The organism is Arthrobacter sp. B6, from assembly GCF_001663775.1.
In the GTDB taxonomy this organism is placed as follows: Bacteria; Actinomycetota; Actinomycetes; order Actinomycetales; family Micrococcaceae; genus Arthrobacter.
Window position 1 is genome coordinate 840,990 of record NZ_KV467169.1, and the last position, 16,076, is coordinate 857,065.

Here is a 16,076-nt window from a genome sequence, read left to right on the forward strand (position 1 = left end):
CGAGGCCAGGCCGGGGCGCTGAATCAGCGCGAACCGTAGTTCGGTGCCTCCACGGTCATCTGGATGTCGTGCGGGTGTGATTCCTTGAGACCTGCCGAGGTGATGCGGACAAACTTGCCTCGTGCCTTCAGTTCCGGAATGCTCGGGGAACCGACGTAGAACATGGTCTGGCGCAGGCCGCCCACCAGCTGGTAAGCCACCGATGCCAGCGGCCCGCGGTACGCGACGCGGCCCTCGATGCCCTCAGGGATCAGCTTGTCGTCACCGGAGACGTCGGCCTGGAAGTAGCGGTCCTTCGAGTAGGACGTGTTCTTGCCGCGGGACTGCATGGCACCCAGCGAGCCCATGCCGCGGTAGCTCTTGAACTGCTTGCCGTTGACGAAGATGAGCTCGCCCGGTGACTCGTCGCACCCGGCCAGCAGGGAACCGAGCATCACGGTGTCGGCGCCGGCAACCAGCGCCTTGCCGATGTCGCCGGAGTACTGCAGGCCGCCGTCGGCGATCAGGGGAACGCCGGCCGGGATGGCTGCCTTCGAGGATTCGTAGATGGCGGTGATCTGCGGGACACCCACACCGGCCACCACGCGGGTGGTGCAGATGGAGCCCGGGCCCACACCCACCTTGATGCCGTCGGCGCCGGCGTCGATCAGTGCCTGCGCACCTTCCCGGGTGGCGGCTTGGCCGCCGATGATGTCCACGTGCCCGGCAACGGGATCGGACTTCAGGCGGCGGATCATGTCCAGGACGCCCTGGGAATGGCCATTGGCGGTGTCCACAAAGAGGGCGTCCACACCGGCGTCCACAAGTGCCATGGCGCGCTCCCAGCCGTCGCCGAAGAAGCCGATGGCCGCACCGACGCGGAGGCGGCCTTCTTCGTCCTTCGTGGCGAGGGGGTACTGCTCGGCCTTGGTGAAGTCCTTGGTGGTGATCAGGCCCTTGAGGCGGCCCTGCTCATCCACGAGCGGGAGCTTTTCGATCTTGTTGGTCGCCAGCTTGTGGGAGGCTTCTTCACGGCTGATGCCCACGTGGCCGGTGACCAGCGGCATCTTGGTCATGACGTCGCTGACCAGGCGGAGCGGGAAGTCGGATTCAGGCACAAAGCGGGTGTCGCGGTTGGTGACGATGCCGAGGAGGCGGTTGCCTTCGTCCACGACGGGAAGCCCGGAGACCCGGTACTGGGCGCAAAGCTCGTCGAGTTCCTGCAGGGTGGCCTCGGGCCGGATGGTGAGCGGATTGGTGATCATGCCGGATTCGCTGCGCTTGACGCGGTCCACCTGGTCTGCCTGGTCCTGGATGGACAGGTTGCGGTGGATGACGCCCAGGCCGCCCTGGCGTGCCATCGCGATGGCCATCCGGGACTCGGTCACCGTGTCCATCGCGGCGGACAGCAGCGGGGTCTGCACGGTGATCCGCTTGGAGATCCGGGAGGACGTGTCAGCGTCGGACGGGATGACGTCGGTGTGCCCGGGGAGCAGCAGGACGTCGTCGTAGGTCAGGCCGACAAAGCCGAAGGGATCGTGTGCGGGCTGGGTCATGAGTGCGCCTCTTACCTTGGTTGCGGGGTTCACGGGTAGGGGTTGCAGCTGATGACCAGCCCGTCATTACGGGACTGGTCCGTGCATGGGTTGCGGTGCGGGGTACTTGGTACACGGGTTCAGTGCAGAAAGTGTTGACTAAATATTAGAACCTCGGCGCCGATCCCCCTATTCCGGGACGGCAATGTGAGCAAAGGCACCCGGCATCCGCGCTGGGCCGGAGGAATTGTCAGGTCCAGCCGGTGGCCGCCAGGAGCCGTTCCTCAAACATGGGGATCATGCTCTGAACGTAGGTTTTGGTGAGGTGGTTGTCGTCTTTGTAGACATAGATGTTCCCCACCACGGCCGGGCAGGTGCCGCCGGCGCAGATAAAATCGCTCAGGTCCATCAGGTGGAGCCCGTCCACCTGGCCGCGGTAGCTGTCCAGCGGCGACGACTCGGCGAGGGACTCGTTGAGCGGCGCGTTGCATTCCGGAGCGTCCGGGCCGTGTTTCTGGACGCACTCCGGCATGTTGATGCTGAACCGCGGGTTGTCCCGGACCCCCACCACGTCCATCCCCGCCTCCGTGAAGGGACGGATGCCGTCGAGGTAGCCGGGTACTTCGGTTTCGAACGGTGCCTCTGCGTGCGTCAGCGAGGCGACGGTGAACACCGCGTCCGGCCGGTGCTCCATAACGTAGGCTGCGCTGGCCTTGTTGAACGCGTTGCATTCCGCGTTCCGGTCGGGCGATTCAGCGCCGAAGCGGCAGCTGCCCTTGAGCAGCGTCACGACTTCCCAGCCGTGCTCCTTGGCGATCGGGCCCAGTGCAGCCATGTACTGCTGCGCATGGGAATCGCCCAGCACCACGATCCGCTTGGTCACCGTCTCCGGCTTCGTGTTCTGGAGGCATCCGGCCAGCAGGGGGTCAGAGGGCACGTTGGCATCGGTGCAGAGGCCGTCGATGTCCGCCCACTCGTCCTTCATCGCAGCCGGTGCCGGGATGATCCGGGCTTCCGGTGTGGGCTTGCCTGCGTTCTCCGGCGCGAGCGAGGCGGCTCCCGGCGTCAGTTCCCGCGGCTGCGCGGCCGCGGCGGCCTCTTCCGCCGTGAGCGTGGTCTGCCACACGGCGACAGGTCCTGCGAGCACCCCGCAGCAGGCGGCAATGACGACGGCGGTGCGCCAGGACCGTTTCTGCGGCCAGTGCCACTCGCGCAGCGGCTTCTCCACAAAACGGGTGGTCAGCACGGCAAGGATGGTGGACGCCGCCACAACGGCGAGGCCCTGGCCGAGCCCGGGCGCCTCGATCCCGGTGGCAGCCAGCGCCAGGACCAGCACCGGCCAGTGCCACAGGTACAGGGCATAGGAATTATCGCCCAGGGCAACGAGCGGTTTCCAGCTCAGGAGCCGGTCCACGCCGAACCGGCTTCCGCTCTGGCCCGCAATGACGATGGCTGCTGCGGCGAGGGTCGGCCACAGGGCGATGAAGCCCGGGAACGAACGGTCCACGGTGAGCACCAGGCCGCAGGACACCATCGCGGTAAGGCCGGCCCAGCCCAGCACAAGGCGAAGCGCTTTGCCGGGCTTCACGTACGGCAACACCAGTGCCAGGAGCGACCCCAGGGCAAATTCCCACAGCCGGGTCCGGGTGTCGAAGTAGGCGTAGGCCTGGTTGGTGGCTGTCTGCTCGATCGAGAAGGCCAGTGATGCCAGGAAAATCGCGGAGAAAGCTGCCATCAGGACAAGGCGGTAACTGGCCTTGCCCCGGCGCCGAAGCCACTGCCACACCAGTGCGGAGCCGGCGAACACCAGCGGCCAGAGGATGAAGACCTGGCCCTGGATGGACAGCGACCAGAAGTGCTGCAGCGGGCTGGCACCGGCGTGGTCCTGGGCGTAGTAGTCGACGGCGGTATCGGCCAGGAGCCAGTTCTGCCGGTAGAGCAGGCTGGCCCAGGCCTGGTCGAGGACGTCGGGCCAGCGGCTTTGCGGCAGGATGAGCCAGGTGCAGGCCAGGATGCCGAGAAGAACCACGACGGCGGCGGGCAGCAGCCGCTTGAAGAGGTGCAGCCAGTGCCGGATGAGGTTCAGCGGCTTACCCGCTTCGACCTTGCGCACGAAGGAGAGCGTCAGCAGGAATGCGGAGATCAGCAGGAAGATATCCACTCCACCGGAGACCCGGCCCAGCCAGACGTGGTAGGTCACCACCATGAGGACTGCGAGCGCCCGAAGACCCTGGACTTCGGGCCGGAAGGTTGCAGTCCGACCCTGAGGTGCGGGTTCGCCGGCACCACCGGGAGCGGGCGCGGTACTCGCAATCGACACAAAAGACCTCTCGCAGCGGGCAACCAAAGCGTCAATCTTACCGATCCGCAGTTTCGATGACGAATCAGGGCGGGTCCGCCGCCGTTGCCGGCGGCGGGATTCCCGCTGCTGCCCGCGGCCTGTCCCTGCGGCTCAGGTCGAAGATGCGGCGGATTCGCGGCTGACGGAAACGGGGATGCGCCGGGCAAGGTAGCGGGCATCGCGGCTGGCACCCGGCAGCGTGGCCGATGCTGCCGCGAACATAAATTCCTGCCCCAGGAAGAACAGTCCGGGCGAATCAAGTGCAACTCCGCGTTCCTGCCGGGGCAGCCCGCCGTCGTCGAGGAGGTCCGGATCGATCCAGCCGAAGTCATCCTTGAAGCCGGTGCACCAGATCACGTTCGACACCTCCAGCCGGGTCCCGTCCGCGAGGACAGGCAGCCCGTTCTCCACGCCGGCGACACGAGGCACGAGGCGGACGCCTGCTGCGGCAAGGTCCTTGGACTTTGTCCGGATGAGCGGGGCGGCGTGCGCTTTGAAGGTCGGCGCCGCTTTGCGTCCGATCGGTGTGTTCAGCGTAAGGACGTGCAGGCCAACGAACCGCACTATGGGCAGGAAGTAGCGTGCCGCGGTCCGGCCATGCTTCACCGGGATCTCCCCTCCGGGCTTGCCCGCCACGATCGTGGGATGTGTCCGGCACACCTCGAAGCCGATCTCCGCGCCCGAGTTCCCCAGCCCGACCACCAGGACCGGACCTTCCTGCAGCTGCCCGGGGTTCCGGTAGTCACTGGAATGGAGCTGGACAATGGAAGGCGCCAGGTCCGTGGCAAAGCCTGGCACCTTGGGTGCCTGGCTGCATCCGGTGGCGACGACGGCGCTGCGCGCCTCCCAGCGGCGGCCGTTGGCGGTGGCGACGAAGTGGTCGCCATCCCGCCACAAACGTTCGATGCGGGCACCGTGGAGGACGGGCAGGCCGAACCGTGCGGCGTAGCCTTCCAGGTATCCGGCCACGTCGTCCTTGGTAGGAAAGGCCAGCGGATCTGCCGGGAAGGGTGCGCCTGGCAGTCCGTCATATTTGGCGGGGGTAAATACCCGGAGCGAATCCCAGCGCTGCCGCCAGGCGTCGCCCGTCCTGGGGTTCTCATCCAGGATCAGGAACTTCCGGTTTTGTTCTTTCAGGTAATAGCCCAGGGCAAGGCCGGCTTGCCCGCCGCCGATGATCATCGTGTCCAGCGTGCCGGTCACGTCGTTGTTGTTCATGACTGTTCTCCCTTTTCGCTTACGGAAATACCCATGGCTGATCCTTCCGGCCGGCCTGCCACACTGCCGCCAGTCATTTCCCGTCCCGTTTCCCTGTACCGCAGCCACCAGGCCAGCATCAGGGCGGACGCCAGGACGTAGGCCAGGTGAAGCGCCCAGATGGGGCCTGCAGGCAGGTTGAAGACGTAGATGGAGTGAACGGCATTGGCCACGTTGCTCAGCACCAGGTTCCCCAGGCTGTAGGAGGCCAGGTCCCGCGTGCGTGCCGCTTTCACGAGCATCGGCAGCATTCCCAAGGCAAACAGCACCGTGGAGAGGGTGCCGGCAAGGACTGGAAGGTTCATGCTTTGAGGCTACGGTCGGGGCCAACCGGTCCGCGTCGGCCAAAACATGCAACTCTGCCCAGGGGCGGTATGGGTAGTTTTGTGCAGTCCGACCCTTATCCTGCGAGCCCGTGCTCGAACGCATACCTCGTGGCTGCCGCGCGGGAGGAAAGGCCAAGCTTCAGGAAGATGTTGCTGATGTGCCGGGCAACCGTTTTTTCACTGAGATAGAGCTCAGCGGCTATCGCCCGGTTGCCCTTTCCGGAGGCAACGAGCCGAAGCACTTCCGTTTCCCGTGGGGACAGCGGACCCTTGGCACCGTCGTCGGAGCCTTCCCGCATGAGCGACGCCGCCCAGGCGGCGGCCGGCGCTGCGCCCAGTTCCAGGAACTCCGCCTGTGCGGCCTCGAAGTCCATCAGCGCCGAAGGTTCATCGCCCAGGGCGCGGCACGCCCGCCCGATCAGGACCCGGCAGCGCGCGGCCTCGTAGGGCACACCTAGTTCCAGCCACAGGTTGCAGGCCTGCCGCACGGCTTGGGAGGCACCCGCCGGGTCTCCCTCAGCGAGCCGGACCGCGCCGTCGGCCTGCCCGGCAACCGCACGGACCATGGGCATGGGGCATTCGCGGGCAAAGGCCTCCAGCTCGTCGGCGCCCTGCCGCGCCGCCGCCAGGTCAGACACTGCAAGTTCGATCTCCACGAGTGCCGGCAAAAGATTCCGGCGGGTAGCGACGTCCGCTACTCCGGCGGCCCTGCGGATCATTGACTGCGCCTGCTGCCCGTCTCCGCGTGCCAACAGGAGGAGGGCAAGTCCGGGCTGTGGCTCATACCCGCTGCGTGCTGCCTGACGGTAGGAAGCTTCGGCGGCATCGAGCTTTCCGGTGAGCCGCTGCACTTCGCCCTGCTGGTAGTAGCCGCCATACAGCGCCTGGGGGTCGCCCCGGGTGGTACGTCCTTGCGCCGCGGCCGCAGCCTCCATCGCTTCGGCCCAGGCTCCGTGCAGCCGGAAGATCTCGGCGCGGTGTGACTGGCACTGCCCGCTGAAGGCCACCATGTCAGGGCGGGCGTTGCACCAACGGTCCAGTGCCGTCGTCCATTGCAGCGCGCGCTCCAGGTCAAAGGCCAAGTGGCAGTTGCCAATAACTGCGCAGTAGATGATTCCAGAAGGGATCGGGGATAGTTCTCCCGCCGTCACGGCCACCATGACCTCGTCGAACATCCGCAGTCCCTCGTCGGGGTGCCCGAGCATCAGGGTCGCCTGGCCCGTGCCGAGGAGGGCCAGGGCGGACACGTCTTTGTCCTGGAATCTTCGGCCGAACTCCGCAGCCCGGGAGAAGACCTGCAGGGCCCCTGCCGGATCACCGCCGTAGAGCTTGCCCAGGCCGGTGGGGAGGAGCAGCAGGCCTTGCACTGCGTCAGGCTCGGCCAATTCATCCACCAGCCTCTGGCCGCGGGCGAACCACCCCCCTGCCCGTGCCGCCTCGCCCAGGTTCATCAGCTGCATCCCCATCCAGCCGGCACACCGGGCGGCGCCGGCGACGTCGCCTACAACCAGGTACTCCTCGTGGGCGCGGGTGAGGGTGTCCAGGCCGGCCGTCGTGTTGCCGGTCAGGATTTCGGCGATGGCGAGCCGGTCAAGGTCCGGCGCCGGCAGTCCGCCCTTCTGGTCGGCATCACGGAAGCTCTCGAAGGCATCGGTCCAGCGGTGCTCGCGGAACGCCGACCGGCCTTGGTCAATTCCCGTCTCAGCTGTCATCTGGCCTCCGTTCGGATACCAACCCCCACCCTGCCTGTCCGCCGCATGCTGGGCCCGGCGGCAGTTAAGCGCCACGGTACGCCCGCTGGAGAACCGGCACAAGCGGGCCGAAGGTGCTAGGAACGCAGCAGCGTACGCAGCGTCTGGATGGTATCGGCTTCCAAAGCCGTCTTGTCGTTGCGGTAGCGCTTGACCCGTGCGAACCGCAGCGCGATTCCGCCCGGATAACGCGAGGACTGCTGCACGCCGTCGATGGCGATTTCGACGACGGTCACGGGCTCCACCCATACGGTACCCGCCGTGCGCCGCACCTCCAGCTCCTGGAACCTTTCGGTCTGCCAGCGCAGCAGCTCGTCAGTAAGGCCTTTGAATGTCTTTCCCACCATCACGTAGCCGCCGGGTTCGCCGAACTCGCCGGTGGTGTCCAGGGCTCCGAGGTGCAGGTTCGAGAGCAGCCCGGTGCGCCGTCCCGAACCCCATTCGCAGGCGAGGACCACCAGGTCGTAAGTGAGCACAGGCTTCACCTTGATCCAGTTTGAACCGCGCCGGCCGGCCGCATAGGCGGATCCGACGGCCTTTACCACCACGCCCTCATGGCCCGCAGCGAGCGCTTCACGGGACACTCTCTCAGCAACAGCAGCATCTGCCGTGACTTCCCCCGGGATCCGGTAGCCCGGCGCGATTCTCTCAAGCACCGCGATGCGCGTGGACAGCGGCTCCTCGAGCAGGTCGCGTCCGTCGATGTGCAGCACGTCGAAAAACCACGGATGCAGCACCGTGCTGCGCGCGGCGTCCGCTCCGAAGCGCGACATGGTCTGCTGGAACGGCCGCGGGCCGCCGTCCTCGTCGAGGGCGAGGGTTTCGCCGTCGAGGATCACATCGTGCACCGGCAGTCCGCGCACCACGTCCACCACCTCGGGCAACCGGTGGGTCACTTCGGCGAGATTGCGTGTATAGATGCGCACCTCGCCGCCGGCGCGGTGCACCTGGATGCGCGCGCCGTCGAGCTTGTATTCCACGGAGGCCTCCCCCGTGACTTCCAGCGCCGCGGCAGCGCTGGCGGCGGTGGCGGCGAGCATCGGCTGCACGGGACGGCCGACGACGAGGCCGACGGCGTCAAGCTCGGCTGCCGTACCTGTGATGGCCAGCAGCGCGGTCCCGCCGAGGTCACCGGAAAGCATCGCCGCGCGGCGTACGGCATCGACGGGCCGATCGGCTGCGCGGGCGACCGCGTCCGTCAGTACCCCCTCAAGGGCACCGGTGCGCAGTTCACCGAGCAGCACGCCTGCGATAAACGCCTGTTCGTGCTCGGTGGCTGCCGCCGTGAGCGTCCGGAGTGTTGCCCCGCGTTGGGCGGCCGATCCAGCCCCTGCCGTGACGAGCAGCCGGTCCAGCGCAGCATCGAGGTCGGCGACGGTAAGGCTCGGCTCGGCGGCCGGCTCGCCCATGGCCGCTGACATGCCGCGCCAGCCGATCCCTACCCGGCCCTGCCGCGGCTTGGCGATGAGAAGGCCCACCGCCGTCGCAATCTCCGCAGGCTCGAGCCTGCGCAGCAGGTCTGCCAGGGCATCGACCTTCGCGAGCCGTGAACGGGTCGACGCGACGGCATCCGAGGTCCTCACGAGCTCGTCGAGCAGCATGGCACCAGTCTGCCATGCGGGCTCTGGACAGCACCGGAACGCAGTTCCAGACTGTACGCATGGGAATCATCGTCGCGAACCTTTTCCTTACCCTTGATGGCGTCTATCAGGCGCCGGGCGGCCGCGAGGAGGACCCCGAGGGCGGATTCGCTTACGGTGGCTGGCAGGCGCCAGTGTCCGATGACGAGGCCGGCGCGGCCATCGGCGCCGAGATCGAACGCATCGACGCCCTGCTCCTCGGCCGGAAAACCTACGACATCTTCGCCGCTTACTGGCCCCACCAGTCTGACGACATCGGTGGCAGGCTCAACCGCGTGCCCAAGTTCGTCGTTTCCAGCACCTTGACTGCGCCGAGCTGGGAAGGCACCACGGTGCTGCCGGATGCCGCGGCCGCGGGCCGGCTCCGGGAAGAGTACGACCAGGTCCACATGTTCGGCAGCGGCGTCCTGATCCGTTCACTGCTGGCGGCAGATGTGATCGACCGCCTCCACTTCTGGCTCTATCCGATCACCCTCGGGCAGGGCAAGCGCCTCTTCGACGCCGGGACTGTCCCCGTTTCCTTCCGGCTCGCCGAGCCGGCGCGAACGTTTCCGAAGGGAGCGGTGTCGCTGGTCTACGAGCGTGCGGGCGATGTCGAGACGCAGGAGATGACGACGTAGGGCAAGAACCGGCCCGTCCGCCTCGTCCAAGGAAGTACAAAAAACCGGCCCAGCGGATGCTGGGCCGGTTTTTGTGCGGTGACTTGCAGGCTAGTGGCTGTGCCCTGCGTGCTCGTCCTCTTCAGCGGGCTTCTCCACCACGAGGGTCTCGGTGGTGAGGACCAGCGCGGCGATGGACGCTGCGTTGCGCAGTGCTGCACGGGTGACCTTGACGGGGTCGATGACACCGGCGCCGATCAGGTCCTCGTACACGCCTGACTTGGCGTTGAAACCGTTGTTGGTTTCGAGCTCTGCAACCTTGGCCGTGACAACGTAACCGTCGAAGCCCGCGTTCTGGGCGATCCAGCGCAGCGGCTGGACCAGGGCGCGCCGGACGATGCCCACCGCGGCTGCGGCGTCGCCGTCGAGGGCCTTGACTGCGGGGTCCTCGTCGAGTGCCTTCAGGGCGTGGATCAGCGCGGAACCGCCACCGGCCACGATGCCTTCTTCGAGGGCGGCGCGGGTGGAGGACACTGCGTCCTCGATGCGGTGCTTCTTTTCCTTCAGCTCAACCTCGGTGGCTGCGCCAACCTTGATCACGCCGATGCCGCCGGCCAGCTTGGCCAGGCGCTCCTGGAGCTTTTCCTTGTCCCAGTCGGAGTCAGTGCGGGTCAGCTCGGCGCGCAGCTGGGAAACCCGGGCTGCGACGTCTTCTGCGGAACCGGCGCCGTCAACGATGGTGGTGTTGTCCTTGGTGACCGTGATGCGGCGGGCAGTGCCCAGCACCTCAAGGCCAACGGTGTCCAGGCTGAGGCCCAGCTCCGGGGAAACAACCTGCGCACCGGTGAGGGTGGCGATGTCCTGCAGCATGGCCTTGCGGCGGTCGCCGAAACCCGGGGCCTTGACGGCAACCACGTTCAGGGTGCCGCGGATACGGTTGACGATCAGCGTGGAGAGTGCTTCGCCTTCAACGTCTTCAGCAATGATGAACAGCGGCTTGGAGCTCTGCAGCGCCTTTTCCAGCAGCGGCAGGAAGTCCTGGACCGAGGAAATCTTGCCCTGGTTGATCAGGATGAGGGCGTCTTCGAGGACGGCTTCCTGGCGTTCTGCGTCGGTGACGAAGTACGGGGACAGGTAGCCCTTGTCGAACTGCATGCCCTCGGTGAGGACCAGCTCGGTCTGGGTGGTGGAGGATTCTTCGATGGTGATGACACCATCCTTGCCGACCTTGCCGAAGGCCTCGGCCAGGAGCTCGCCGATCTCATCGCTCTGCGCCGAGATGGCTGCAACGCTGGCAACCTGGGTGCCTTCAACGGGGCGGGCGTTCTCCAGCAGGCGGGCTGCAACGGCTTCGACGGAAACTTCGATGCCACGCTTGATCTGGCCGGGAGCAGCGCCGGCAGCAACGTTGCGCAGGCCCTCCTTGACCAGGGCCTGTGCCAGCACCGTGGCGGTGGTGGTGCCGTCGCCGGCAACATCGTTGGTCTTGGTGGCTACTTCCTTGGCCAGTTGGGCGCCAAGGTTCTCGTACGGGTCATCCAGCTCAACTTCGCGGGCAATGGTGACGCCGTCGTTGGTGATGGTGGGTGCTCCCCACTTTTTGTCGAGGACAACGTTGCGGCCGCGGGGGCCGAGCGTCACCTTGACAGTGTTGGCGAGCTTGTCGATGCCGGCTTCAAGAGACCGGCGCGCAGCGTCGTTAAACGCAAGCTGCTTTGCCATGGTTGTGTCCTTTCAAGACAGAACCCCGCGCAGCTGACCAGCGGAATGCATGATCAGCGGCACGGGGATCCAAAGAGTTACTTTACGACGATCGCCAGGACGTCGCGGGCGGACAGCACGAGGTACTCGGTGCCGCTGTGCTTGACTTCGGTTCCGCCGTACTTCGAGTAGATAACGACATCGCCTTCAGTAACGTCCAGGGGAACGCGGTTGCCGTTGTCGTCAAAGCGGCCGGGGCCTACTGCGACAACTTCGCCTTCCTGCGGCTTCTCCTGCGCGGAGTCCGGGATAACCAGGCCGGAAGCCGTGGTCTGCTCGGCTTCGAGCGGGCGGACAACAATACGATCCTCAAGAGGCTTAATAGAGACCGACACTCGGACCTCTCCTTCTACGTCAGCAAATTCATGGACTGGAGAGCTGCTTCGCCGTGGCTGGCAAACCGTCGTCGCGGTGCCGGCAGCAGCCTGGCTGGCAGCTCTTCATGTATTAGCACCCTCCTAGGGAGAGTGCTAATGATGACTCTATGTAAGGGGTTAGCACTCGGTCAAGGCGAGTGCCAGAATTTTGCCTCGGGTGAACAGGCTCAGCGCCCGGCGAGGTCGTCGAAATCGACGTCTTCGTCGCCCTCATTGCCCGCATCGCCGCCGTTGCCCCGCCGAAGGTACAGGACGACGGCGCCGGCTACTGCGGCCAGCAGGGAGATCACCAGGAGGATAACGCCGCCAAGCCTGGCACCGGAATAGAGGTCCCTGATCTCGCGTGCCTCGTCGGTGGCGTCCTGGATGTCGTTGCCGCCCACTGAGTACACCGTCGCGTTGAAGGTATCCAGGAAGAAGATGATCACCAGCAGCGCGGTGCAGACCACCGCCACAGCAACTCCCGCTATCAGAGCGGGGCGGGCGAATTTCACCAGGCCCGGGTCGCTTGGATGTGGCTGTTCGGACGGCTGTAGGCCTGCGCTGTCTTCCATGCCATCAACCCTATCGGCATCCCGCCGTGGCGCTCCTCCACTACGCTTGAACCCATGGCTCAAGCACCGCAGGACCAGATCGCCCCATTGCTCACGAGCGAAGGCTGGGACCTGCTGGCGTCCCTTGGCCCCTACCGCGAGGACACCTCGTTCGAACTGAATTCAACGCTCCGCAAGGCCGGCCACTCCCCCGCCCTGGTGTCCGCGGTCCTCACCCAGTCCCGGCTCCGGACCAAGGCCGAACTGAAGTTCGGCGAATTTGCCCGGAGCATGCTCTTCACGCAGGCCGGGCTGGAGCAGGCCACCCGCCTGAACGTTGCCGCCCGGCACGCCGAACGTTTTGCGCAGGCCGGCATCAGCCACGTTGCCGACCTGGGCTGCGGGCTGGCCGCGGATTCCCTGGCACTTGCCTCGATGGACATCACGGTCACGGCGGTGGAGATGGACGAGACCACCGCCGCCTGCGCCACGGTGAACCTCATCCCGTTTCCCAACGCCACCGTGGTGCACTCCGATGCGATGTCAGTCCCCCTGGACGGAATCGACGGCGTCTGGCTGGATCCGGCACGCCGCGTCACCTCGACTTCCGGGACGAAGCGGATCTGGGATCCTGAAGCCTTCTCGCCGCCCCTGTCCTTCGTGGAGTCGCTTGCGGCGTCCGGCCGTGCAGTAGGCGTCAAAATGGGCCCGGGCATGCCACATGAATCGGTGCCGGCGGACTGTGAGGCGCAGTGGGTCTCCGTGGGCGGCGACGTCACCGAAGTGACGCTGTGGTTCAACGCGGTGCGCAGGCCAGGGATCCGCAGGGCAGCACTGCTCCTGGGCCCGCAGGGGGCCGCCGAAATCACCAGCGCTGAGGATTTCGACGGCGGTCCGGCCGCGCCGGTGGGCGCGGCAGAGGGCTACCTGTACGAACCTGACGGCGCCGTAATCCGCGCGGGACTGGTGGCCGACGTCGCCCTTCAACTGGGCGGGCACCTGGTGGACGAGCACATCGCCTACATCTGCGCGCCCGAACTCGTGGACACGCCCTACGCCAGGGCCTACAGGGTCCTGGACGTCATGCCGTACAACGTCAAGGCACTCAAGGCCTGGGTCAAGGACAACGGAATCGGCGTGCTGGACATCAAAAAGCGCGGCACGTCCGTCACCCCGGAAGAACTGCGGAAGCAGCTTCTTGCCGGGGGCAAAGCCGGCAGGAAGGCCGGAAACAAAACAGCCACCCTGGTCCTCACCCGCATCGGGGAGGATCGGGTGGCCATCGTGGTGGAACCGGTCTGACGCTACTGGGCTCGCGTAAATTCCTCCGCGGCCCTGATCTGCTCGTCGCTGGGACGGACCCCCGTATACAGCACAAACTGCTCCAGTGCCTGGATGGTGGCCACTTCGGCGCCCGTGATCACAGGCTTCCCGGCAACGCGTGCCGCCTTGATCAGCGGCGTCTCGGCGGGCAGTGCCACAACGTCGAACACCGTTTTGGCTGCGGCAATGGCCTCTTCCGGGAAGGCCAGGGAATCGGCCTCCGGACCGCCCTGCATACCGATCGGGGTGACGTTGACGATCAGGTCGGCCGTGCCGCCGTCGAGCGCTGACCGCCAACCGAACCCGTACTGGTCCGCGAGGGACCGTCCGGCATCCTCGTTGCGCGCAATGACGGTGACGTCCGTGAAGCCGGCGTCGCGGAGGGCGGCAACGGTGGCTTTCGCCATCCCGCCGGCACCCTGCACCACGACCGAATATCCCACGGGCACCGCGTTGCTTTTGAGCAGCTGTTCAATGGCCGTGTAGTCCGTGTTGTAGGCCTTGAGGTGGCCGTCCGTATTGACGATCGTGTTGACGGAGTCGATGGCCTTGGCCGAGGAGTCCATCTCGTCCACGAGCGCGATCACGTCCTCCTTGTACGGCATGGACACCGCGCAGCCGCGGATTCCCAGGCCCCGGACGCCGGCAATGGCCTGGGCAAGGTCGGTGGGGGCGAAGGCCTTGTAGATCCAGTTCAGGCCCAGCTGGTCGTAGAGGTAGTTGTGGAAGCGGGTCCCGTTGTTGCTGGGCCGCGCCGACAGCGAGATGCAGAGGGTCATGTCTTTATTAAGAATGGGCACCGGTCCATTAAACGCGCTCCCGCCCAACTAGGTCGCAGCAGATGCTGTTATGGGCGTTCATAACGACATCTGCTGCTACCTGGTTGGGGTTACGGGCAGCCGGTGCCCGCGGGGAAGCTTCCGACGGCGGCGGGCAGCTTCCCAGGGGCCGTCGCCTGGCCAGCCAGCACGGCTGCAAGCGCGTCGAAGGCGCCCTGGCTCCGCCCGTACAACGCCACCCTGACCGGCGCAGCGGAGTCCCGCAGCGGCCAGGGCGCGTCAAGCGACACAGCGATGTCCCCTGCTGCCGGAGCGCCACCGTAGCCGATGAGGTTGACCACCGGCCCTGCGCCGGTAGCCAGCCCGGCCTTTGCGGCGGCAGCCTCGAACCGCGCCCTGTCCTCCGGGGAGCCGCCGGCCACCTGGACGCTGCCGGAGACGAGCGTCCCGTTGCATGGTCCGGACAGCACAGTGACCGCGGCAGCTGAGACCCTGGCCGAGATGTCCCCGCCGCTTCCGGGAGCCGCTCCAGGGGGCGCAGGAGTCCTGCCGCGCCAGATCATCATCGTGGCGACCCGCTGGGCGGCCTCGTCCAGGCGTGCGGCCGGCAGGCGTCCGCCGGCCACGGCACTGACGATGGCCGCGTGGGCCTGCCTCACGTCCGTGGGCATCAGCAGCAGGTCCGCTCCGGCGGCGAGCGCCGCAACGGCAGCTGAGCCGTCCGGATACTGCTTCTGGACCGCACCCATGTTCAGGGCGTCCGTCACGGCTACCCCGTTGAAGCCCATGCCCCGCAGCGCAGCGTAGGTGGGTGCGGACAGCGACGCCGGCACGCCGGGTTCCAGCGCCGGTACGGCGATGTGCCCGGTCATGACCATGGGGACGCCGGCGGCGATGGCAGCCCGGAAGGGCTTCCAGTCGCGGGCCTCAAGTTCGGCGACTCCCGCGGGCTGCACCGGCAGGTCCTGGTGGGAGTCCACGGTGACCGAGCCGTGCCCAGGGAAGTGCTTTACGGCCGGCAGGACGCCTGCCTCCTGCATCCCTTGGGAGAAAGCCACGCCCAGCGATCCTGCCGTGTCGGGGTCTCCGGACATGGAGCGGGCGCCGATGGTGGGATCCGCAGGGCCGATGGTGACGTCCGTGTCCGGTGCGAAGTCCACGTTGAAGCCCAGCGGCGCGAGCTCGGAGGCCACGGCACGGCCGGCGTCCTTCGTGAGCGCCGCGTTGCCCGAGGCGCCGTAGCTCATGGGCGCAGGCCATTCAGTCAGGGGGGCACCCAGCCGGGACACCATGCCGCCCTCCTGGTCCACGCCGATGAGGCCGGGCCACGTCCGGCCGTCCGCGCGGGCTGCCTGGGCAAGGCGTGCGGTGGTGGCTGCCATGGCCGCGGGATCCACCCGCTTCCCGGCGTCCACGGGAACGTTGTCCCCCATGATGATCGAGCCCGCCAGGTGGAGGCGCTCGATGGTGGCGGCGTGCGCCTCAGCGTCGGGGCCGGTGAAGAAGGGCATCAGGACCTGGCCGGCTTTCTGCTCCGGTGTCATGGCGGCCACCGCTGCCACGGCCGCGTCCCTGTCGCGCTGCTGGGGTCCCCAGCCAAGCGGCCTGGCCCCGTGGTCCGGTGAGGCAGAGGGCGACGGCGGTGCCGGCGTCGTCCGTTCGGATGCGGACGGCTGCGTGCTGGGAGTGGAGGTCCGGGCGGACGGCGTGGGCGCCGGAGCCGGGACTCCAGTGCAGGCGGCGAGGGTAGCCGCCGCTGCCAAAGCGAGGGTGGTTTTGTGAAAACTGTCACGGGTCCGCGGGAACATGGCCATCAATACGATGCTCCCCCTGCACTAGACTTGAACCACCCGTTCGCCTGCCGGCCGCCGCCTG

General features: G+C 66.9%; 14 protein-coding genes. 3 read left to right on the plus strand and 11 right to left on the minus strand.

The genetic code is table 11. The annotated features are described in order from the left end of the window. Positions 1–23 precede the first annotated feature (23 nt). From guaB to AU175_RS18540, 6 genes are all read right to left on the minus strand, one after another. Positions 24–1,535 carry an IMP dehydrogenase gene (gene guaB, locus AU175_RS18515; protein ID WP_066293074.1) on the minus strand — a complete coding sequence of 504 codons (1,512 nt, stop codon included), beginning with the start codon at positions 1,533–1,535 and terminating at the stop codon, positions 24–26. 229 nt (positions 1,536–1,764) lie between these two features. Continuing rightward, the gene (locus AU175_RS18520; RefSeq protein WP_066293076.1) at positions 1,765–3,834 is read right to left on the minus strand and encodes an acyltransferase family protein; all 2,070 of its coding nucleotides are present in this window, start codon (positions 3,832–3,834) and stop codon (positions 1,765–1,767) included. A gap of 132 nt (positions 3,835–3,966) precedes the next feature. Beyond that, positions 3,967–5,073, minus strand: coding sequence for a flavin-containing monooxygenase (locus AU175_RS18525; protein ID WP_066293081.1), 1,107 nt, complete (start codon positions 5,071–5,073; stop codon positions 3,967–3,969). Next, positions 5,070–5,417, minus strand: coding sequence for a hypothetical protein (locus AU175_RS18530; protein ID WP_231938652.1), 348 nt, complete (start codon positions 5,415–5,417; stop codon positions 5,070–5,072). Before AU175_RS18530 ends, AU175_RS18525 begins: the two co-directional genes overlap by 4 nt. A gap of 95 nt (positions 5,418–5,512) precedes the next feature. Next, positions 5,513–7,150 (minus strand): LuxR C-terminal-related transcriptional regulator, encoded by a 1,638-nt coding sequence (locus tag AU175_RS18535; protein ID WP_066293082.1) that lies wholly within the window; start codon positions 7,148–7,150, stop codon positions 5,513–5,515. A gap of 116 nt (positions 7,151–7,266) precedes the next feature. Beyond that, positions 7,267–8,790, minus strand: coding sequence for an ATP-dependent DNA ligase (locus AU175_RS18540; protein WP_066293084.1), 1,524 nt, complete (start codon positions 8,788–8,790; stop codon positions 7,267–7,269). A 59-nt stretch (positions 8,791–8,849) separates the two neighbouring features. On the opposite strand from AU175_RS18540, the gene AU175_RS18545 reads away from it, so the two are divergent. Then, entirely contained in the window at positions 8,850–9,449 is a 600-nt protein-coding gene (locus tag AU175_RS18545; RefSeq protein WP_066294473.1) for a dihydrofolate reductase family protein, read from the plus strand. Positions 9,450–9,539: 90 nt separating this feature from the next. Here AU175_RS18545 and groL read toward each other — a convergent pair whose 3' ends face one another. The 3 genes from groL to AU175_RS18560 all read right to left on the minus strand — a co-directional run bounded on the left by groL (position 9,540) and on the right by AU175_RS18560 (position 12,120). Then, positions 9,540–11,150 (minus strand): chaperonin GroEL, encoded by a 1,611-nt coding sequence (groL, locus tag AU175_RS18550; RefSeq protein ID WP_066293087.1) that lies wholly within the window; start codon positions 11,148–11,150, stop codon positions 9,540–9,542. A gap of 77 nt (positions 11,151–11,227) precedes the next feature. Next, complete coding sequence (gene groES, locus AU175_RS18555) at positions 11,228–11,524, minus strand: co-chaperone GroES (RefSeq protein WP_066293089.1); 297 nt, start codon at positions 11,522–11,524, stop codon at positions 11,228–11,230. A 209-nt stretch (positions 11,525–11,733) separates the two neighbouring features. Next, the gene (locus AU175_RS18560) at positions 11,734–12,120 is read right to left on the minus strand and encodes a hypothetical protein (RefSeq protein WP_066293090.1); all 387 of its coding nucleotides are present in this window, start codon (positions 12,118–12,120) and stop codon (positions 11,734–11,736) included. Between the two features lie 54 nt (positions 12,121–12,174). Here AU175_RS18560 and AU175_RS18565 point away from each other — a divergent pair, with 54 nt between their 5' ends. Next, entirely contained in the window at positions 12,175–13,401 is a 1,227-nt protein-coding gene (locus tag AU175_RS18565) for a class I SAM-dependent methyltransferase (RefSeq protein WP_066293091.1), read from the plus strand. A 2-nt stretch (positions 13,402–13,403) separates the two neighbouring features. Here the strand turns inward: AU175_RS18565 and AU175_RS18570 are convergent, their stop codons facing one another. Continuing rightward, positions 13,404–14,222 (minus strand): shikimate 5-dehydrogenase, encoded by an 819-nt coding sequence (locus AU175_RS18570; RefSeq protein ID WP_269449496.1) that lies wholly within the window; start codon positions 14,220–14,222, stop codon positions 13,404–13,406. A gap of 89 nt (positions 14,223–14,311) precedes the next feature. After that, entirely contained in the window at positions 14,312–15,745 is a 1,434-nt protein-coding gene (locus tag AU175_RS18575) for a glycoside hydrolase family 3 protein (protein ID WP_066293099.1), read from the minus strand. On the opposite strand from AU175_RS18575, the gene AU175_RS18580 reads away from it, so the two are divergent. Then, a complete protein-coding gene (locus AU175_RS18580; protein ID WP_066293101.1) occupies positions 15,744–15,983 on the plus strand; it encodes a hypothetical protein in 240 nt (79 codons plus the stop codon). The genes AU175_RS18575 and AU175_RS18580 overlap by 2 nt on opposite strands. Positions 15,984–16,076: the final 93 nt, after the last annotated feature.